This is a genomic window from Variovorax cryoconiti (assembly GCF_051216395.1).
Lineage (GTDB): Bacteria > Pseudomonadota > Gammaproteobacteria > Burkholderiales > Burkholderiaceae_C > Variovorax.
Map to the genome: position 1 here is coordinate 37369 of NZ_JBPJZI010000006.1, position 19643 is coordinate 57011.

Genomic DNA, 19643 nt, shown 5'->3' on the forward strand with positions numbered 1-19643 from the left:
ATGTCAGTCCTTGTGGATGTAGCCGGTGATCTCGATGCCGTAGCCGGCCGCCATGCTGGGCATGCGGCGTGGCGTGCCCAGCAATTGCATCTTGTGCACGCCGCATGCGCGCAGGATCTGCGCGCCCACGCCGTAGCTGCGCAGGTCCATGCGGCCGCGCTCGGGCGCCTGCGCGGGGCGCGCGGTGCCGTCGAACTGGGCCAGCAGGTCTTCGCCGGTTTCGCCGCAGTTCAGCAGCACCGCGACGCCCTTGTTCTGTGACGCGATATACGCGAGGCTGGCGTCCAGGCTCCAGGAATGGAGCGAGCGGTTGACCTCGAGCGCATCGAGCACCGACAGCGGCTCATGCACGCGCACGGCGACTGTCTCTTCGGCGCCCCAGCTGCCGCGCACCAGCGCCAGGTGTACGCCGTTGCTGGGCTTGTCCTGGAAAGCGTAAGCGGTGAAGCCGCCCCAAGCCGTCTGGATCTCGCGGCAGCCGACCTTCTGCACCAGCGTTTCGGTGCGGCTGCGGTGCTCGATCAGGGCGGCGATGGTGCCGATCTTCAGGCCATGTTCGGCAGCGAAGATCTGCAGGTCGGGCAGGCGCGCCATCGTGCCGTCCTCGTTCATCACCTCGCAGATCACCGAGGCGGGCGAGCAGCCGGCCATGGCGGCCAGGTCGCAGCCGGCTTCGGTGTGGCCGGCGCGCATCAGCACGCCGCCGTCGACCGCCTGCAGCGGGAAGATGTGGCCTGGCTGCACCAGGTCGGCCGCCACGGCGTCGCTGGCGACGGCCGCCTGCACGGTGCGGGCGCGGTCGGCGGCGGAAATGCCGGTCGTCACGCCTTCGGCGGCTTCGATCGATACCGTGAAGGCGGTCGAATGCTTGGCGCCGTTGCGCGCCACCATCGGCGGCAGGTTCAGCCGCTCGCACATCTCGCGCGACAGGGTCAGGCAGATCAGGCCGCGGGCGTGCCGTGCCATGAAGTTGATCGACTCGGCCGTGATGTGGTCGGCCGCGATGACGATGTCGCCTTCGTTTTCGCGGTCTTCCTCGTCCACCAGGATGACCATGCGGCCGGCGGCGAGCTCGGCCACGATCTCGCTCACGGGCGAGATGGGCGCTGGCGTGCGTCCGTTGCGGGGGCCCGCGATGGGCGTGACGGAAGCGTTCATGGTGTGCTGTCTTTCTGCGGAACGGGGAGGGCGCCGGCCTGGAGCATGCGCTCCACGTAGCGCGCCACGGTGTCGATCTCGAGGTTCACCGCGCTGCCTTCCTTCAAGGTGCCGAGCGAGGTGTTCTCCACCGTGTGGGGGATGAGGTTGATGCTGATCTCGCTGCCGTCGGCGTGGTCGGTCACGGTGTTCACCGTCAGGCTCACACCGTTGATGGTGATCGAGCCCTTGTACGCCAGGAATCGCGCCAGCGCCTGCGGCGCCAGGATGCGCAGTTCCCAGCTTTCGCCGACGGGTGCGAAGCGGGTCACACGGCCGATGCCGTCGACGTGGCCCGAGACGATGTGCCCGCCCAATCGGTCGTTCGCGCGCAGCGCCTTCTCGAGGTTGACCGAGGCGCTTTCCTCGGCGAGACCCGCCGTCTTGTCGAGCGATTCGACCGAGATGTCGATGGTGAACTGCTGCTGCGTCGGGTCGAGCGAGGTGACCGTCATGCAGGCGCCGTTCAGGGCGATGCTGTCGCCGAGGCCGACATCGTCGAGGTAGCCCGGCGGTGCGGCGATGCTGAGGCGCTTGCCGTGGGAGGAGGAGCTTCCGAGGTTGCGTACGGCGGCGATGCGCCCCACGCCGGTGATGATGCCGGTGAACATTCCCGCATTTTCGCAGAGAACGCGGAACGGCTCCCCGAACGCCCGAAGCTCAGAACGAATCGCGTCCCTGCACCCGCGCGAGGATGCGCAGATCGGGGCCGAAACGGTCGATCGAACGGAAGTCGAGGGCAAGGGCCCCGGCCAGCTCGGTCAACGGTCCGCCGGCATACGGCTGGCTCGCCATCCCGAAGCCGTCGCCCAGGAACTTGGGCGCCAGGTACACCAGCAGTTCGTCGACCAGGCCTTCGCGCATGAGCGAACCGTTGAGCTTGTGGCCGGCCTCCACGTGCAACTCGTTGACCTCCCGCACGGCCAGGTCGCGCAGCATGGCGGCCAGGTCGACCTTGCCGTCGGCGTTGGCCAGGGTCGTCACTGTGGCGCCTTTGGCTTCCAGCGCCGCGGCGAGGGCCTCGTCGCGGCGTGCGGCGTAGATCCAGACCTGTCGGCCGGGAATGTCGAACAGCCGGGCGTCGGGTGGCGTTTGCAGCCGGCTGTCGACGATCACCAGGTGCGGTTGGCGGGGCGTTTCGAGCCCGCGCACATCGAGGCGCGGGTTGTCTTCGATCAGCGTGCCGACGCCGGTCAGCACCGCGCTGGCCCGCGCCCGCCAGGCGTGGCCGTCGGCGCGGGCGGCTTCGCCGGTGATCCACTGGCTGGTGCCGTTGGGCAGGGCCGTCCTGCCATCGAGCGATGCCGCCGTTTTCAGGCGGACCCACGGCGTCTTGCGGACCATGCGGCTGAAGAAGCCGATGTTGAGTTCGCGTGACTCGATGGCGCCGGGGCCGACCTCGACGTCGACGCCTGCAGCGCGCAACCGCTCGAAACCCTGGCCCGCCACCAATGGATTCGGGTCGGCGATCGACGCCACGACCCGTCGAATACCGGCGGCGATCAGCGCGTCGCAGCACGGGCCGGTGCGGCCGTGGTGCGCGCAGGGTTCCAGCGTGACGTAGGCGGTCGCGCCTTCGACCGAATGGCCGCGTGCGGCGGCGTCGCGCAATGCCATCACTTCGGCGTGCGGACCACCGACGGGCTGCGTGTGGCCAGTGCCGAGGACGTGGCCGGCGGCGTCGGTGAGGATGCAGCCGACGGCAGGATTCGGAGAAGCTATCTTTTGAGCCTGGACGGCGACCTGCAGGGCCCGATCAATCATTGAACGAGCATAACCGGACCCTCGAAGGCCCTGTGCGCGCTAATGGCCCCAGCATTCATCCGTCGTCGCGGTCGCGTTGGTCACCTCGCGCTCGTTCGCCTGGGTCAAGGTGAAGGTGCCGCATTTGTCGCCCGTCTGCCCGCCTTGAGGCGTTGCATTCAACAGGTAGGCGCTGTCGGAGGCGCTCTCCAGCGAAATGACATAGCGCCTGCCGGGCACACTTTGCAAGGCTGCCGGGAACGCGCTGGCGGCCGGATACACCCCGTTGGCCGTGGCGACCCGTTCAAGCCATTGCGCCGCCTGGAGAAGTCCAGCGCGTGCTTCAGCCCTGTGCCCGCGTCGCACGTACTCCTGATAACTGGGCAGTGCGATGGCCGTCAGGATCCCGATCACGGCCACCACGATCATCACTTCGATCAAGGTGAATCCGAAGGGCGGCGAGGTTCTCCGGCGTGTCATGCGGACGCTGGTCATTGCAGTTGCCTCCAGCTCGGATAGAGCGACACGCGCTTGGGCGGGGTCCTGACGGTCGATGGCTTTCCGTCGGGTCTGACGCCCGTTTCCGTGTTGCCATCTTTGCTTCGGAGCTCGACGCTGAGCGCGGTTTCGATCCTGGAACGAGAGTCGCCAGTCTCGGTGTAGGCATAGATTTTCGAGTCGGGGCGCGCACCGGAAATGGCGTTGAGGGTGGTCACATAGCGTTTGCTGGTGACGGAAGGCGCTTCGCAGGTTTCTTCATCCGGATTCGCAACGCCCTGGCCCGGAATCAGACTCGCAATGTCGACCAGGTCGCCTGCAAACCAAGCGGGATTGTCGACGGCTCGCTCACGGCTGAGGGGAAGGTCCAGGAACCAGCCTCGCCGCGGGGGTGTGCCCCGGTAGTCGACCGCGTTGGCGGAAACGGTCCACAGTGCGCTTTGCGAATCGGTGGTCGTGGCCGTCGAGGTGCCGCTGACGGTTTGCTCGGTCAATACGGTGCGGCCGCCCGTGATGGCGCTCGGAGACGAAAACTTGTCGTAGACCCCGTAGATGGTTTGCCGGCTTGTGTCGCCGCGATCGGCATCGGTGAGGTTTTTCCCCGTCGCGAAAACGATCATGAGTCCACCGTCGGGGTGTGCGATCCAAACGGGAGCCGTCGCGATGGGTTGCCGCTGAGCGGGCTGGGCATCGTTCTGGGCCACATAAAGCGGGGCGCCCGCGAACGCGACGTTCCAGTTGCCGGCGTTGCTGCTGCTCAGATCGAACTTCCACAGGTTGCCGCGCAGATCGCCTGCGTAGACCGCATCGGGCGTGTTGTCGCCATTCAAATCGACAAGGCGAGGTGTGGACAAGCCATTGCCATTGCCACCCGTGCCATCTGCCGTGATCTTGACCAGCTCCTTACCCGCATCGAGATACTGGATCAGCAGTACCGCTTTTTCGCTGCTGCTGTTGTAGCCGTTGCCGATCACCAGCGCCCAGCGACCGTTGTTCATCTTGGTGATCTGCCGAGTGATATTGGTATTGCCGCGCTCTCTTGCGGGCGCCCCCGTGATATGTCCGATATCAGCGTCGAGCGTTCCGCCGGTCTTGTCCAAGACAACCAGCTCGCTCGCGGCAGTGGTGGAAAAGGTGCTCGGTGTCGTGACGTCGAGAACGAAGTAGCCCTTTCCGCCCATCCCAGGAAAGCCAGCCAAATAGGTCCGCCACTTTGTGCTGGCGCCCGTGTAGATGTCCGCAGTGAACGGCGAGCCGTCGACGAAATAGCGGTGCTGGTAGTTCGGCTTTGTCAGTTGCGACAGTGCGCTATGAACACCTTCGGGAACGTACGCCATCAGCTCGCGCCCTGTGGCGGCGTTGAACCCATGAAGCATGCCGTCGTTCGCCCCGACGTAGACCATGGACGCACGCGATGCGTTGTCGGCGCGGAAGGTGGTGTACCCATCTTGGCCATACCCGGCAGCTGGCCGTCCCGCCGTGTACCAGATCTGCGAGTTGACGATGTCTCCGTGCCGGGAGCCACGGGTACGGAACGGTCCCGCGGGCGTGTGCCCCTGTTCGAGCGTTCGGTCACCGCGGAGGTAGGAGAGTCTCGACTGGGCTGTGTCGACGGCCGTCGGGCTGGTGTCCACCACGCCATCGACGGTTGCAAGCGCAGTCTGCTGCTCGGGGGAAAGGTTCGCCCAGGACCACGCGATGCCAGCGGTCGACGGGGCACCGGTTCCTGCGGCCGTTGTTTTGGACGACAGAACCAGTCGTTGCGACGGCCAGTCCGCCGATTCGGCGTCCATCAAGGTCGCGGTCGTGTGCGGCACGGCCGGACTGCCTGACGTGGCCACTGTTTGGCCCCAGAGGCCCTCGGTGACGGTCGTCGCGCCGGCGTTCACGCCAAAGCCTCGGACCTGTCCACTCCAGTCCGTCCCCGTATAGCTGCTTGCAAAAAGGCTGGACCCGACGCGGGAGGACGACGAACTTCCTGCGACCGAAGTGATCGGCGTTGATCTGTCCGCCTGGATGTCGTTCAAGATGTCCTTGAAGGCGGCGGACAACGACGTTGCCGTCGGGGCAGGCACGAATTTGCCACGGCTGTTGAGTGCCATGTGCCACAACTCCGGCATGCGCGTTGTTTCGTTGGCGGTGATGGCGTCGGTCCATGCCGCAGTGCCAGTGACAAGCCCTTCATAGCTGTCCCCCGTCCAGGTATCCGTGCCGAACTTCGGCACCGCAGCGGTGCCGTTCCAGTTGGCGGCTGCATTGAAGCCGACCGTGTAGGTCGTCATGTGCTGCCAGGTGGCGGGGTCGTTGCGCGGGTTCCAGAACTCGGGAAGCGACGTCGCGGAACTTCCGCTCGTGAAACTTTGCTCTCCCTTGCGGACCACCTTCGGCGCGACGTCGTTCGCAATGCCCGGCTGTAAGTCGGTGGCCCAGTAGTGAAACGCAAGGTCGGACAGTGTTGGCAACGGCACCGTGCCGTACGTGCTCCCGAAGAGGGTGCCTCCGAAGTCGTCTCGGTACACCCGAGTTGCCTCTGCGGCCGGGTCGTAAACCGTGCTTCCGTCACCGAGCGTACGTCGGGTGCCATCTGCATTGCCGATCGCACTTGCCGCTGCAGGGTCTGACGCGTTCCATGGCGCGCTGTCGTTCGGACCGCCGTTGCCATTTCCGAAAGGGCTGTTCCACCCACCGTCGGTCATGAACAGGTTGTAGGCCTTTCGACAGCTGAGCATGGGTTCCTGGCGCTCTCCCGGGATGCTGGCCCACGGGCTATTCAAGCCCGGTACTGACTTCAAGTACTCACCAGCGTTGAAGAGCATTCGATGAGAGGGCGTCCCGCTTCGAACGGTGAGCGTGTCGACCCATGTCATGAACCGTCGACGTTGCGCGCCATCGAGAACGCGCAGTTCGTTCTCGTTTTTGCAGTCGCCACCGCTTGGTATTCGGAAGCACCCCGACATCGCTTGCCATGCCAATCGAATCTCGCCGTCGGGAATGTTGGTTGCACTGAAGGTGTCGCGCAGAGCGTCCCTGAGGGTTGCCATTCCGCTGAGCCCCATGCTGCCCGAATCGTCGACGGAAACGATGACATTTGGCGCGGCGGGCTTGAACTTGGTTCCGGCCGGAGCCGTGCTCAGGGTGAGCGGTGCGGCAAGCGTGGCCAGCGGCGCAGCCAGTGCTGCCGCAAGCAAGCTGAGCGCTGACCGTTTGAAGGTCGGGGTTGACTGCATGGTGATCCTCCTGTTTTGTGTCCCTGACTGCGACTCAGGAGTTGAGACGTTTCCAGACAAAAATCGTCTGGACTACCGCTTGTGTTTGCGGGCGAACGCCTTCCGCGATGGCCGTGATTCGATAGACCAGCGGGGTCGTATCGTCTGGCGCGAGGCTTTTTGCCGCACCTCCGCGGGTGCTTGCCGAGTAGTCGTAGGGAAGCAGCTCAACCCAGTACCACGCCTTGTTACGGCTCGGAACGAGCAGAGGGTTGCTGGCGCTCCCAGTCTCGGCGCCGGTGAACTGCCCGTAAGTGGCTGCTTTGGTTTTCATGGCGGCCAAATTCGTGGTGTTTCGCCAGAACTCATTGACTTCGAAGGTTGCGTTCGCTCCAGGAACGCAGACTGCTGCAACGCATGGGGGCTCGCTGCTTCTCAACAATGCGTCCATGTCCCAATACTCATTCATGTCGGCGGGAAAAAACGCCTTATTGGCCGCCACGTCGATGACGCCGAATTCCCTGCAGTGTGTGCTGGAGCAGGGCGCGCCTGAAGTGCTCGACCCCTTGATATCGAGTTCGGCATCTTTGGCCATGGCCTGAGCCGCCTCGAGTGCGCGCTGGTAGTCGCTGTCGACGCCGGAAATCAGTTCATTCAGAAGCGCCGTTCTGGAGCTCCAGAGCACCAGCAGCGTTGTCAAGAGCACCATCACCAAAACCACGAAAAGAGAAATCCCCCTCTGGTTCTGAATCGAAGAAATGGCTTTATATTTCATGGGAGAACGCCAGCTCTGATATCAAATGTGTTTCGGAAAACGATTCGCAACTTATCACCGCGGGCAGTGCTTTCGTTTTTGCAGTTCGTGTAGGTTGCGGCGATGTCCGGCATTCGTTGATCGCCTTTCAATTCAATGCAGACCTCGATGCCGCTGACTGAATTCCAGAGGTTTCCTCCCTCCACGTTTTCCGCGGTCATGATTCGGGTTCCCGAGGCCGACCTCACCCGATACGCCACTTGAAAATCCGTCACATTCGTTGCAATAGCTTGTGTTTCGCCGCTTGGCACTGTGGTGACACATAAGAGTTCATTGCTCGACGCCTTGCGTTTGAATGTTGCATCCATCGTGGTGTTCGCATTAACTACGCTGCCGAGACAACTCCGACGCTGTGTATTCGCCAAGCTTGGTGAAGAGAAGTTGCTCACGGACAGCCGGTCTCCGTCCGCACCATCCGTACCTTTCACGGAAACGCCTTCGCTATCGATTCCCGCATAAGTGGCATCGAATGAATAAAGTCCGTTTGTGTCGCTTCTCTGCGGCTCTTGAGACCCGGCTTGGCGCAGCTGGAGACCAATCACGCGCAAAGCATAGGAGCCTTGTTGCTGCAATTGAGCAATGTCGCCCACCGTCCCCGCGGTGGTGTGCGAGACGGTCAACGTCCCGATCGCTGCCGCGATCACCAGTAATCCCAAGGCGATTCCAACCAACAGCTCGATCAGCGTCAGGCCAAGCTGTCGCGTCGGTCTCGAATGGCGTGGGAGAGTCGCCACCCTCGCGGTCGGCAATGTTTTACGGTTGCACATAGACCAAATGGCAAAGATGCGTTGCGGGGCACTCGATACCCTCGACCACGGCACTTGGAAGAAAGGGTGTTTTGTAGTCGTCCGAATCGCTGGCTTCATTCTTTTTCCATGCCACGATGATTCCGAGTTGTCGGCGATTGCTCGAAGTTGCCTCATCGGTCGATAGGAAGAGGTTTGCCTGGCCCAGCGGGAGTATTTGGGCGACATTTGCTTTCCACTTCGCAAGGTCCCAGTGAGCAAGCTCTTCAGGAACGCAACTTGTCGTCGAGCAATCAACCGTGGGTTGCGGAACCGTAGCCGTGAAGCCGCTGACATACGCGCCAATTTGCGAGTAGCTGCCTGGGTTTGTCTTGATTCGCTCGGAGAAATCCTCGATCAGCCGAACTGCCTGACCCCGTCGGACACCGGTTTGTGTCTCGGCGAGCAGACGCAATTGAACGCCGAGCATTCCTAATACCGCAACCGCAAGGATGGCGATCGAAACAAGCGACTCCAGCAACGTAATACCTCGCTGCCGCGATGGGTTCGAGCTCAACATTGTGTTCCCTCGGCTGTTCTAATTCGACCCCCAGAATTAACGCAGATTTTCAACGAAAAGCGCAGGGGGTCGGATGAGTCGCCCAGTTGAAAGGAGTACGCGCCGAGTCCATTGATCTGTCCCCAGCCGTCAAGCACAACGACGTTCTTGCTGGAGGTAGCCGACACACCTGTAGGCCTATTTGAGGTCTGGATGATCGTATCGCCGGTGTCGAACGAATTATTGCCATTGGCGTCAGAAACGATCATCCAACCGCAATTCCAGGCGCCATTGCTTCCGCCAATGCAACTATTGGGAATGGATGGGATGGGCACTACCAGGATGCGCCCGCCGCGGCGAATTGCCTCGGTGCGGGCCAGCGACAGCGTGCGAGAGAGGTCTTCTGCCGCACGCCGTACCCGATAACGGCTCACGACGTCTGAAAAACTCGGTGCCGCGAGAGCGCCGAGAATTGCGACGATCGCAATGACGACCATGAGCTCCACGGCCGTGAATCCACCCATCTTGCGTGACGTGGATTGAAACGGACGGAGAGCTTCTTTGGGTCGCATGATCCGGCGCATGCTATACGCAGGATCAATGACTCAGGCCGCCACCTGGCTCAACGGTTTAAATAAACCGATGAAAGGCGTTCAATTCTTATTGCGTAACGTTTTGGCAGGATTGCGAATTGATTTTGACAGATGTGGATTAAATGTCTCGCAGCAACTGCCTGAATTCGTCCACGTCCTCGAAGCTGCGGTACACCGACGCAAAGCGAACGTAGGCGACCTTGTCCAGCTTCTTCAACTCCCGCATGACGAGTTCGCCGACCTTGGTCGACTCAATTTCTCGCAGGCCGCTGGACAGCAGCTTCTGCTCGATGCGAAAGAGGGCGCCGTCGATCTGCTCGATGCTGACCGGCCGCTTGCGCAGGGCCAGCATCATCGAGGCGCGTACCTTGGTCGAGTCGAAGTCGGCACGGCTGCCATCCTTCTTGACCACCACCGGAAAGTTGACGTCCGGTCGTTCGTAGGTGGTGAAGCGCTTTTCGCAGTCACCGCACTGGCGGCGGCGGCGGACGAAGTCGCCGTCTTCCGAGACGCGGGTCTCGACGACCTGCGTTTCGGCATGACCGCAGAAAGGGCACTTCATGCTGCGGTCAGGCCTTCGTGATCAGCGGTAGACCGGGAAGCGGCTCGTCAGCGCATGCACCTTGGCGCGCACGGCTTCGATGTTGGCTGCGTCGCGCGGGTTGTCGAGCACGTCGGCCACCAGGTGAGCGGTGGCGCGGGCCTCCTCGTCCTTGAAGCCCCGGGTGGTCAGGGCCGGCGTGCCGATGCGCACGCCGCTGGTGACCATTGGCTTCTCGGGATCGTTCGGGATCGCGTTCTTGTTGATGGTCATGTGGGCGCTGCCCAGCACGGCCTCGGCTTCCTTGCCGGTGATGCCCTTGGAACGCAGGTCGACCAGCATGACGTGGCTTTCGGTGCGGCCGCTCACGATGCGCAAGCCGCGCTGCGTCAACGTCTCGGCGACGATCTGCGCGTTCTTCACGACCTGCTGTTGGTACGCCTTGAACTCCGGCGCCATCGCCTCCTTGAAGGCCACGGCCTTGGCGGCGATCACGTGCATCAGCGGGCCGCCCTGCAGGCCGGGGAAGATCGCGCTGTTGATCGCCTTCTCGTGCTGCGACTTCATCAGGATGATGCCGCCACGCGGGCCGCGCAGGCTCTTGTGCGTCGTGGAGGTCACCACGTCCGCATAGGGGACCGGGTTCGGGTACACACCCGCTGCCACCAGGCCGGCGTAGTGGGCGATGTCGACCATGAAGATCGCGCCGACGTCCTTGGCCACCTTGGCAAAGCGCTCGAAGTCGATGCGCAGCGAGTAGGCCGAGGCGCCCGCGATGATCAGCTTGGGCATGGATTCATGCGCCTTGCGCTCCATCGCGTCGTAGTCGATGGCTTCGTTCGCATCCAGGCCGTAGCTCACCACGTTGAACCACTTGCCGCTCATGTTGAGCGGCATGCCGTGCGTGAGGTGGCCGCCTTCGGCCAGGCTCATGCCCATGATGGTGTCGCCTGGCTTCAGGAAGGCGAGCATGACGGCTTCGTTGGCCGAGGCACCGCAATGCGGCTGCACGTTGGCGGCGTCGGCACCGAAGATCTGCTTGACGCGGTCGATCGCCAGTTGCTCGGCGATGTCGACGAATTCGCAACCGCCGTAATAGCGCTTGCCGGGGTAGCCCTCGGCGTACTTGTTGGTGAGTTGCGAGCCCTGGGCCTGCATGACGGCCGGCGAGGCGTAGTTTTCGCTCGCGATCAGCTCGATGTGGTGTTCCTGGCGGGCGTTCTCGGCCTGGATGGCCGCCCAGATTTCGGGATCGGTCTGTTCGACCAGGATGTCGCGGTGGTACATGGCAGTCCTTTGAAGACGGTGGTCCTTGTTCTTCAATCAAACAAGGGCTGCCCAGGCGAACGGCTGATCGCCCGGTGGTTGCCGGGCGGTACGCTTCCCAGTGGTAGTCCACGTCAGCGCCGTCGGCCCCGAAAGGGCGCGGCGCCTATCGCCAGTCGCGTACCCGGCGAGTGTAGCCGAGGGGCCATGCCCCCGGCGATGCGCAGGGTCGATCAGGAGTCCGCCAGCAGGGCCACCTTTTCCGGCGGCGCCACGGTCGCCCCATCCGGCTTGGCCGGTGCGACCACCGGCACGGTCTGGCTCTGCGGCGCCTGTGCACGCAGCGCCGGCGGGGCGACCGGCGGTGCCTTGCCGCCAGCGACCTGGACCAGGCGCGCATGTTCGGCCATCACCTTGGCGGCGTAGCCACCGTCGTCATCGAGGTTGGCGGCGCCCACGTAGTAGCGCAGACCGGCTTCGAGCGAGCCGGCGCGGGCGATGCATTCCTGCAGCACCTTCACACCGACGCGCATGTTGGTCACCGGGTCGAAAGCCGTGAGCGTGCCACCCGCGCTTTCGTACTTGTCTTCGTGGATCCGCGTCATCACCTGCATCAGGCCCTGGGCACCGACGTGGCTTTGCGCGAACGGGTTGAAGCTCGATTCCACCGCCATGATCGCGAGGATCAGCGTCGGGTCGAGCTTGGTGCGCTTGCCGAGTTCATAGGCTTCTGCCACCAGAACGCTCAGAGGCTCCGCAGCCACCCGGTACTTCTTGCTAAGCCAGTAAGCCACGGCGGCTTGCTGCTTGGGCAGGTCGAGCGGGCTCGCGGCCGTGGTGCGGTCGATGGCATTGGGCGTCAGCGCCGTGGCTTCCGGCGCGGGCTTGCGCGACTCGAGCCAGGTGGCGAGTTGTGTTTCACCGGTGGCACGCAGGTCCGGGCGTGCGGCCAGGGCCAGCACGACGAACACCGTGGCAAGCCCGAGCAGGGCGAAGCCGTTGTGCGTGATTTCAAAAAAGCCGTCGACCACATCGGAACCGAATGTCCGTAGCCCGCGGGCTGTGGTCTCCAACGTCTTGTTCATCGCTCTTCCTTTCTGTGCGGCGTCTGAAGATCACGCCGGAGGGCGAGAGGTCGGACGACAGCGCTTGGATTGGTACGTACCAGGTCAGCGCGAGAAGGAGGGGCGCTGACAACATGGTGAGGCCGAAAGTATTCGGCGGCGGATCGGGACGGCCCGGGGGAGAGGTAGTGAGAACCGGGCGAGGCGGATTCTAGGAGCGCCCAAATACACGGTCAAGCATAAGGATGTTGTTTGATATGTTAATGAGTGTGAAAGAGTCGATCGCCTTTTGCATATCCGACCGCACATGTCGATTGGCAATCTGTCTTGCCGCAGCCGCTCGGAAGGCCTAAGCTGGCATGGTCCGATCTCATCGGGCATGTACCGAAGTCCAGCGGTCGAGAAGCGATTCGAGAACCCCGCGACGGAGGCCAATCGGTGGCAATCTCTTGCTGCCAGCACGGGCGGAACGATCCACTTCTGCTCGAGCGAAAAGATGGCATGGGCCTCGCGCCCGTCATCGAGCCCGGTGGCAAGACTTCAGGTCGAACCGCCGGGCTTTCTCGTTTTTGCGCCCGTCGCGGCAAACTTCTCGGTGCGGAGTCTTCGCTCGGCAGCAGGCCTTCGACCCCCGCCATTTGCGGCACACTCGCCCGATGGATGTCGCATCGTTGAAGAAGAACAAGTGGTTGCGTCGCGGAGGCGTCGCGGTGGTGGTGGTGTTGGCCATCTGGGTTTTGGCCTGGCTGGCGGTGCCGCCCCTGGCGAAGAGTCAACTGCAGAAGATCGCGACGGAGAAACTCGGCCGGCAGGTCACGGTCGGTGCCGTCGACTTCAAGCCGTGGTCGCTCGAACTGGTGCTGACAGACCTGCGCATCGCTGCTGCCGATGGCGGCCAGCCGCAGTTGGCCATCCGCCGCCTCTACGCCGATGCGGAACTCCAGTCCTTGCTTCGCCTGGCGCCCGTGATCGATGCGGTCAGCGTCGAAGGCCCGGCCGTCCGCCTGACGCATCTGGCCGACGGCAGGTACGACATCGACGACGTCCTGGCCAAGCTCGCGAGTCCGCCGGATGCGCCCAAGTCCGACCCCGCGCGTTTTGCGGTCTACAACATCAGCGTGACCGACGGGTCGGTGGATTTCGACGACCAGACGGTCGGCCGCAAGCACGCACTGCGCGACCTGGTGCTGAAAGTGCCCTTCCTGAGCAATCTGGATTCGAAGCGCGAGGTCACGACGGAGCCCAAGCTGGCCTTCACGCTCAACGGCAGCGCCTTCGACTCGGCCGCCTTCACCACGCCGTTCGCCGACAACCGCAAGACCGACGCCCAGCTGCGCTTCAAGGGGCTTGACCTCGCGCCGTACCTGGCTTACATCCCGGCGGGCCTGCCGGTGCAGGTCAAGGCCGGTCTGCTGGACGCCGACCTCAAGATCGACTTCGAACAGGCCGCCGTGGCGGGCCTGAAGATCACCGGCACGGTCGAAGCGCACCAGGCCAAGCTGGCGGATGCGAAGGGACGCGACCTGCTCGGCTTCGACGCCCTCAAGGTCGCGCTGGTCGACGTGCGGCCGCTCGACGGCGTGATTCATCTGGGCGACGTGGCGCTCGCCGCGCCGCAGCTCGTGGTGGCGCGTGATGCGCGGGGGCAGCTGAACCTGCTGGCCACCGATCCGGCCACGGGCGCGACACAGAAGGTCGCCGTCCCCAAGACACCGGCCAGCGCAGCGGCTGCACCGGCGGAAAAAAAACCGATGCAGATCATGGTGGACAAGGTCGTGTTGAGCGGTGGCCGCATCGGCTGGCGCGATGAAACCACTGCGCCGGCCGCGGCGGTCGATGTGACGGAACTCGCCATCGAGGCGAACGGGGTCACCTGGCCGATGGCGAAGCCGGCGCGCTTCAGCGGGTCGACCCGGGTGGGCGGTGCCGGACTCAAGTTCCAGGGTGAAGCGACCGACAAGGTGGCGAGCGTGCAGGTCGAGGTCGACGCGCTGCCGCTGTCGCTCGCGGCGCCGTACCTCGCGCAGAGCCTGGAGCCCACGCTGGACGGCAAGCTCAGCGGGCAGATCGAGGTGTCCTGGAACGCGCCCGATCTCAAGTTCAAGGCGCGCCGCCTGTCGGCCGACGGCCTGGCGCTCACCCAGGGCAAGACGGCCCTGGCGAGCGTCGGCCGCTTCGAACTGGTCGACGCCGAGGCGGACATGACGCAGCACACGCTGGCCATCGCCTCGTTCACAGCGACGAACCCGAAGGTCCGCATCGAGCGCGACAACGAGAAGCGCTGGATGTTCGAGCGCTGGCTCAGGGCGCCTTCCGGCGCCTCGGACCAGGCGGCGGCCAAGGTCGCCGCACCCAAGTCCACCGAGGCCACGGCGCCCGTGTCGGCTCCCGCGTCGTCGAATACCAAGCCCTGGCGCCTCAGCATCGCGACGTTGGCTGTGGACGGCGGCACCGTGTCCTATGCCGACAAGGCCAGCGGCACGCCGGTCGCGGTCGAGGTCACCGCGCTCAAGCTCAACGCGCAGAAGATCACACCCGACACCGCGACCGTGTCGCCGGTCCAGTTGTCCGGTCGCATTGCCGCCGGCCGTGCCGAGCCAGGCAAGTTCGATTACAAGGGCCAGATCGTGCTCAAGCCCCTGTCGGCCGAGGGACGGCTCGAGGTGGCGGCGTTCCCGGCGCATGCCTTCAAGGCCTACTACGGCGACGCGCTCAACATCGACATCCGTCGCGCCTTCGCCAGCTACCGCGGCACGGTCCGCTACGAGACGCTGCCGGCAGGCATGAGCCTGAAGCTGGCCGGCGACACCGCCGTCGAGGATTTCCGCGCCAACAGTGCATCGCTCACCCAGTCCGAGTCGCCAGGCCTGGAGCGCGCCAACAACCAGTTGCTGAGCTGGAAGGCGCTCAGCCTGCGGGGGCTGCAGGTCGCGATGGTGCCGCGCGCGCCGCTGACGGTCGATGTACGCGAAACCACGCTCACCGACTTCTTCGCGCGGGTCATCGTCGACCCGACGGGTCGGCTCAACCTGCAGAACCTGACCAAGAAATCGCAGCAGGAGGCGGACGCGGCGGCGGCTGCGGCGCCCGAGGCCAACACGCGGCGCAACCTGGGCGGCAGCACCACGACGACGGCCAAGGCACCGGCGGTGGGCACCCCGACGGTCCCCGCCGAGGCCATGGTCGGTGGAGCGCCGACACCCACGCGCCCGGCGCCAACGGCCACAGCGGCCACTGGTGACACAGGCGGCCCGGCGCCCGTGATCCGCTTCGGCCCGATGAGCCTGGTCAACGGCAAGATCGACTTCACCGACCTGTTCGTCAAGCCCAACTATTCGGCTGACCTGAGCGCGCTGACCGGCAAGCTCAGCGCCTTCGCGTCCGACAAGCCCGAAATGGCCGACCTCGAACTGCGGGGCAAGGCGCAGCAGACGGCGGCGCTCGACATCTCGGGCAAGATCAATCCGCTCGCCAAGCCGCTCGAACTCGACATCACAGCCAAGATGCGCGACCTCGACCTGGCGCCGCTCACGCCCTACGCGGTGCGCTACGCCGGCCACGGCATCGAGCGCGGCAAGCTGAGCATGGACGTCAACTACAAGATCTCCGCCGAAGGCCGACTGGCGGCGACCAACAAGCTGGTGCTCAACCAGCTGCAGTTCGGCGAGGCGGTGCAGGGCGCCCCCAACAGCCTGCCGGTGAAGCTCGCGGTGGCACTGCTGGCCGACCGCAATGGGGTGATCGACATCGACCTGCCCATCAGCGGCTCGCTCAATGACCCGCAGTTCAGCATCGGTTCGCTGATCTTCAGGGCCATCGGCACCCTCATCGTCAAGGCCGTGACTTCGCCGTTCAGCCTGTTGACGGGCGGTTTCGGCGGCGGGGGGGCTGGCGAGGCGAGTGCCGTGGCCTTCGACCCGGGCAGCGCCGCCTTGTCGGCCGGCGCGAAGGAAAGCCTCGACAAGGTGGCCAAGGCGCTGGCCGACCGTCCGGCCCTGCAACTCACCGTGGTGGGCACCGCCAGCCTGGAGCACGAACGCGAGGCCGCCAAGCGCCAGCGCCTGCGCCAGTTGCTGGTTTCCGAAAAGCGCCGCGCCGCCGCGCGCGCCGGCCAGAACGCGGCGGACGTGACCTCGGTCACCGACGCCGAATACCCGGAACTGCTCACCGCCGTCTACAAGCGCGCCGACATCACCAAGCCGCGCAACCTGATCGGCCTGGCCAAGGACCTGCCGCAAAAGGAGATGGAAGACCTGTTGCTGGCCACCCTGACCGTCAACGACGAGTCGATCCGCCAGCTGGCCGTCGAGCGCGGCGCCGTGGTGCGCGACTACCTGCTGGCCAAGCAGTTGCCGAGCGAGCGGCTCTTCCTGGGCGCGGTCCGTACGAACCCGTCCGGCAACGATTGGAAACCTGGTGCGGAACTGAATCTGGCGACCCGCTGAACGGAACACGCGCCGGTCGGTGAAAATGGCGGGGTGCGCCGGCTTTTTGCCGGCGCCTTCGCTTTTCTCATCTTTCCTCCGACAACGACCTGCGCGCAGTGACCTCTACCTCTTCCAAGCACCAAGACCTTCAGTCTCTCGACACGCTCACGGGCGGCGCGTTCACCGCCCCCACGTCTGGCGAACGGGCGCAGCGCATCCGCGAGTGGCTCTCGGCGAATCCTTCGCCCGACCAGATGCAGGAGGTGTTCAAGGAGCTCAGCGGCCGTGACAAGGGCGCCGCGCGCCTGCTGCGCGAGAAGCTCGACGAGATCAAGCGCGCCAAGGGCCAGGAGGCCATCGCGGCCGAATGGGCACAAAAGGCCGAAGCCCTGCTGGCGCAGTCCAAGCTCAACATCGCCGACGCGCTCGCCTGGCAGCGCGACGCCGCCAAGGCCGGTGCGCCGCTGTCGCGCGAGCCGCTGGCCGGCTTCAAGGTGCAGCTGGCCGAGCGTGTGAAAGGCATCGAGGACCTGCAGCACCGCGCCCAGGTCCAGCGCGAGGCTGCCGTGCTCCTGGCGCAGCGCTTCGAGGTGCTGTCGACCAAGGGCTGGCGCGATGCGCAGGCGGCCGAGGAAGGCCTGCGTGCCGACGTGACCCACTGGCAGCAACAGGCCACCGAGCTGACCGCCGACGCCAACTGGAACAGCCTGGACGCCAAGTTCGCTCCGCAGATCGATGCCTCCAAGGCGCAGCTGCTGGTCGTGTCCGATGCTTTCCACGGCGCGCTGGCGCAAGCCATCGCCGCCGCGGCCGACACCGCGGCGCCGCTGCCGCCGGTGCCCGTCTGGGCCGATGAACTGCGCGCCGCCCGCGGGCTGCCGACCGAGGCCGCCGCTGCGGCGCCTGCCAAGCCGGCCGGCCCGAAGATCGACCCCGAGAAGCGCGCGGCCGCCCAGGCCGTGGTCGAGGTCGCGCTGGCGAAGCTGGAACAGGAAACGGCCGAGGGCCACGGCAAGGCCAGCGCCGGTGCGGCCGCCGCGCTGCGCGCGGTGCTCAAGGAACACGGCAAGCAGGTCGACGCGGCGCTCGAAGCCCGGGTGCACGCCGCCCTGGTCGCCGCGGGCGAACTCGAAGGCTGGCAGCGCTGGAGCGCCGACAAGGTGCGCGAAGACCTCGTCGCCAAGGCCGAAGGCCTGCTCAAGCGCCCGGAAGGCCAGGCGCTCGGCGGCCGCAAGATTCAGGAATCGCTGCGCACGCTGCGCGAGCAATGGAAGAAGGCCGACCAGGGCGGTGTGCCCAACCACGCGCTCTGGAAGCGCTTCGACGAGGCTTGCAACGAGGCCCACAAGGTGGTGGAAGCCTGGCTCGACAAGGTGCGTGCCGATGCGGCCGAGCACCGCGCCCATCGCGTGGCGCTGATTGAAGAAGTGAAGGCCTGGGCCGAAGCGCACGCCAGTGCGTCCGACCTGAAGGCGCACAACCGCGCCCTGCACCAGTTCGCCGACCGCTGGCGCGACGGCGGCCATGTCGGCGAAAAGGTCTTCGCCGAATTGCAGCCGCTCTGGAACGAGGCCTTCGGTGCCGCCCGTGCGCCGCTCGAAACGGCGCAGGCCGCCAGCATCGAGCGCCGCCATGCCATGATCGCCGAGGCCACCGACCTGGGCGCCCAACCCATGCTGCGCATCGACGCCGTCAAGGCGCTGCAGCAGCGCTGGCAGGCCGAGGCCCAGGGCGTGCCGCTTGATCGCCGCCAGGAACAGAAGCTGTGGGACGCGTTCCGCGCACCGATCGACGAAGCCTTCAACCGCAAGACGGCCGAGCGCGAGAAGGCCTCCACGGCGATGAGCGAGCACGACCGGAACGTGCTGGAGGCGTCCAAGGCGCTCGACGCGGCGAATGCTTCCGGCGACGTGCAGAAGATTCGTGCCGCGGTGGCGCAGCTCGAGGCCGCGCTGCGCGGTGAGGCGCCGACGCGTCCGGCGCCCGCTCCCGTACCTGCTCCGGTCACGTCCGGGAGCGACGGTCCGGCCGTCGGTGCAACCGAGATCGTCGCGCCTGGCCAGGCCGCCGCCGAGTTCGGCGAAGGCGCCTCGGTGCAGCCGGTGCCGGGTGAAACCGAAGCGCCGCCGCCGGTGGCGGCGCCCGAACCGGACGAGGCAGGCCAGACCGCCGCACCTGCGCCGTCGGGCGACCTGATCGCTCCGGTCGGCAGCGCCGACTTCTCCGCACGTGCCGACGAAGGCGACAACGACGCGGCCGCCACACCGGTCGCGCCGCCCAAGGCCGCGCCGAAGCCGGTGGTGGCCGCGCGCCGCGGCGACGACCGTCCGGGCAGCCGCAAGGCGGAGCCGGCGGGTCCGACCGGCCGCTTCGGCGACCGCCGCGACAGCCGCAGCGGCCCGGGTGGGCGTCCGAACGATCGCGGCCCGCGTGCCGGTGGCCCGGGAGGCGATCGTTTCGGCGACCGTCCGCCGCGTTTCGAAGACCGCGGTCCCCGTCTGGGCGACACGGCCTTCCGTGCGCAACGCGAGGCGCTCGAGCGCGCCGATCTGGCGCTGCGCAAGCTGGCGGCCCAGGCCCACGGCGAAGCGCTCACGCACCTGCTGGGCGCCTGGGAGAAGCGTGACGCCGCCGAACTGCCGAGCGTGCAGGAACTCGGCCGGGCAGTGACGCCCGCCGTGCGCACGGCCTGGACGCAGGCGGTGGCCAAGCCGCCCTCCGGCGACGCGGGCGAAGCCCTGTTGCGCCTGGAGATGGCGGCCGAGGTACCGACGCCGGCCGACCAGATCGATGCGCGTCGCGCCCTGCAGCTCAAGTTGCTGACCAAGCGTGGCGACCCGGCGCCGGCGCAGACCTGGGGCGAGGATGCGGGCAAGGTGCTGGCGTCGGCGCACGATGCGGCCACGGCGCGCCGTCTGCAGAACGCGCTGAAGGCGCTGCTGCGCAAGTAAGCGCCGCAGGCTCAGGCTCAGAGAGGAGGCCGCGTCGCCGAGGGGCGCGCGGCCTTTTG

At 65.7% G+C, this 19643-nt stretch carries 14 protein-coding genes and 1 riboswitch; of the genes, 2 read left to right on the plus strand and 12 right to left on the minus strand.

The genetic code is table 11. The annotated features are described in order from the left end of the window. Window positions 1–3: 3 nt before the first annotated feature. The 12 genes from ribBA to ACSFA2_RS16030 all read right to left on the minus strand — a co-directional run bounded on the left by ribBA (window position 4) and on the right by ACSFA2_RS16030 (window position 12227). Complete coding sequence (ribBA, locus tag ACSFA2_RS15975; RefSeq protein WP_435456298.1) at window positions 4–1158, minus strand: bifunctional 3,4-dihydroxy-2-butanone-4-phosphate synthase/GTP cyclohydrolase II; 1155 nt, start codon at window positions 1156–1158, stop codon at window positions 4–6. Next, on the minus strand, window positions 1155–1808 hold the full coding sequence (locus ACSFA2_RS15980; RefSeq protein ID WP_435456299.1) for a riboflavin synthase: 654 nt from the start codon (window positions 1806–1808) through the stop codon (window positions 1155–1157). The genes ribBA and ACSFA2_RS15980 overlap by 4 nt, the downstream gene beginning before the upstream one ends. A 49-nt stretch (window positions 1809–1857) precedes the next feature. Then, window positions 1858–2961, minus strand: a complete 1104-nt coding sequence (ribD, locus tag ACSFA2_RS15985) for a bifunctional diaminohydroxyphosphoribosylaminopyrimidine deaminase/5-amino-6-(5-phosphoribosylamino)uracil reductase RibD (protein WP_435456300.1) — start codon at window positions 2959–2961, stop codon at window positions 1858–1860. A gap of 39 nt (window positions 2962–3000) precedes the next feature. Continuing rightward, complete coding sequence (locus tag ACSFA2_RS15990) at window positions 3001–3435, minus strand: type IV pilin protein (RefSeq protein WP_435456301.1); 435 nt, start codon at window positions 3433–3435, stop codon at window positions 3001–3003. After that, window positions 3432–6665 (minus strand): pilus assembly protein, encoded by a 3234-nt coding sequence (locus ACSFA2_RS15995; RefSeq protein WP_435456302.1) that lies wholly within the window; start codon window positions 6663–6665, stop codon window positions 3432–3434. Before ACSFA2_RS15995 ends, ACSFA2_RS15990 begins: the two co-directional genes overlap by 4 nt. A 34-nt stretch (window positions 6666–6699) precedes the next feature. Further along, complete coding sequence (locus ACSFA2_RS16000) at window positions 6700–7419, minus strand: pilus assembly PilX family protein (protein ID WP_435456303.1); 720 nt, start codon at window positions 7417–7419, stop codon at window positions 6700–6702. Beyond that, window positions 7416–8324 (minus strand): PilW family protein, encoded by a 909-nt coding sequence (locus ACSFA2_RS16005; protein ID WP_435456304.1) that lies wholly within the window; start codon window positions 8322–8324, stop codon window positions 7416–7418. Before ACSFA2_RS16005 ends, ACSFA2_RS16000 begins: the two co-directional genes overlap by 4 nt. Continuing rightward, window positions 8212–8763: a type IV pilus modification protein PilV gene (pilV, locus tag ACSFA2_RS16010; protein WP_435456305.1), complete on the minus strand. Its 552-nt coding sequence runs from the start codon at window positions 8761–8763 to the stop codon at window positions 8212–8214. The genes ACSFA2_RS16005 and pilV overlap by 113 nt, the downstream gene beginning before the upstream one ends. Then, window positions 8757–9314, minus strand: a complete 558-nt coding sequence (locus ACSFA2_RS16015) for a GspH/FimT family pseudopilin (protein ID WP_435456306.1) — start codon at window positions 9312–9314, stop codon at window positions 8757–8759. Before ACSFA2_RS16015 ends, pilV begins: the two co-directional genes overlap by 7 nt. Window positions 9315–9453: 139 nt before the next feature. Then, window positions 9454–9897, minus strand: coding sequence for a transcriptional regulator NrdR (gene nrdR / locus ACSFA2_RS16020; protein ID WP_435456307.1), 444 nt, complete (start codon window positions 9895–9897; stop codon window positions 9454–9456). Window positions 9898–9918: 21 nt separating this feature from the next. Further along, the gene (gene glyA, locus ACSFA2_RS16025) at window positions 9919–11163 is read right to left on the minus strand and encodes a serine hydroxymethyltransferase (protein ID WP_435456308.1); all 1245 of its coding nucleotides are present in this window, start codon (window positions 11161–11163) and stop codon (window positions 9919–9921) included. 42 nt (window positions 11164–11205) lie between these two features. Beyond that, a riboswitch (ZMP/ZTP riboswitch) is annotated at window positions 11206–11332 on the minus strand. Between the two features lie 43 nt (window positions 11333–11375). Next, window positions 11376–12227, minus strand: a complete 852-nt coding sequence (locus ACSFA2_RS16030; protein ID WP_435456309.1) for a lytic transglycosylase domain-containing protein — start codon at window positions 12225–12227, stop codon at window positions 11376–11378. Window positions 12228–12862: 635 nt separating this feature from the next. Here ACSFA2_RS16030 and ACSFA2_RS16035 point away from each other — a divergent pair. After that, window positions 12863–16651 (plus strand): DUF748 domain-containing protein, encoded by a 3789-nt coding sequence (locus tag ACSFA2_RS16035; protein WP_435456310.1) that lies wholly within the window; start codon window positions 12863–12865, stop codon window positions 16649–16651. Window positions 16652–16749: 98 nt separating this feature from the next. Further along, the gene (locus tag ACSFA2_RS16040) at window positions 16750–19584 is read left to right on the plus strand and encodes a DUF349 domain-containing protein (protein WP_435456311.1); all 2835 of its coding nucleotides are present in this window, start codon (window positions 16750–16752) and stop codon (window positions 19582–19584) included. The last annotated feature ends 59 nt before the right edge of the window (window positions 19585–19643 follow it).

Coding starts and splice junctions, on each gene's coding strand:
- ribBA (WP_435456298.1), bottom strand. CDS start 1,158: ATGAACGCTTCCGTCACGCCCATCGCGGGCCCCCGCAACGGACGCACG.
- ACSFA2_RS15980 (WP_435456299.1), bottom strand. CDS start 1,808: ATGTTCACCGGCATCATCACCGGCGTGGGGCGCATCGCCGCCGTACGC.
- ribD (WP_435456300.1), bottom strand. CDS start 2,961: ATGATTGATCGGGCCCTGCAGGTCGCCGTCCAGGCTCAAAAGATAGCT.
- ACSFA2_RS15990 (WP_435456301.1), bottom strand. CDS start 3,435: ATGACCAGCGTCCGCATGACACGCCGGAGAACCTCGCCGCCCTTCGGA.
- ACSFA2_RS15995 (WP_435456302.1), bottom strand. CDS start 6,665: ATGCAGTCAACCCCGACCTTCAAACGGTCAGCGCTCAGCTTGCTTGCG.
- ACSFA2_RS16000 (WP_435456303.1), bottom strand. CDS start 7,419: ATGAAATATAAAGCCATTTCTTCGATTCAGAACCAGAGGGGGATTTCT.
- ACSFA2_RS16005 (WP_435456304.1), bottom strand. CDS start 8,324: ATGAAGCCAGCGATTCGGACGACTACAAAACACCCTTTCTTCCAAGTG.
- pilV (WP_435456305.1), bottom strand. CDS start 8,763: ATGTTGAGCTCGAACCCATCGCGGCAGCGAGGTATTACGTTGCTGGAG.
- ACSFA2_RS16015 (WP_435456306.1), bottom strand. CDS start 9,314: ATGCGACCCAAAGAAGCTCTCCGTCCGTTTCAATCCACGTCACGCAAG.
- nrdR (WP_435456307.1), bottom strand. CDS start 9,897: ATGAAGTGCCCTTTCTGCGGTCATGCCGAAACGCAGGTCGTCGAGACC.
- glyA (WP_435456308.1), bottom strand. CDS start 11,163: ATGTACCACCGCGACATCCTGGTCGAACAGACCGATCCCGAAATCTGG.
- ACSFA2_RS16030 (WP_435456309.1), bottom strand. CDS start 12,227: ATGAACAAGACGTTGGAGACCACAGCCCGCGGGCTACGGACATTCGGT.
- ACSFA2_RS16035 (WP_435456310.1), top strand. CDS start 12,863: ATGGATGTCGCATCGTTGAAGAAGAACAAGTGGTTGCGTCGCGGAGGC.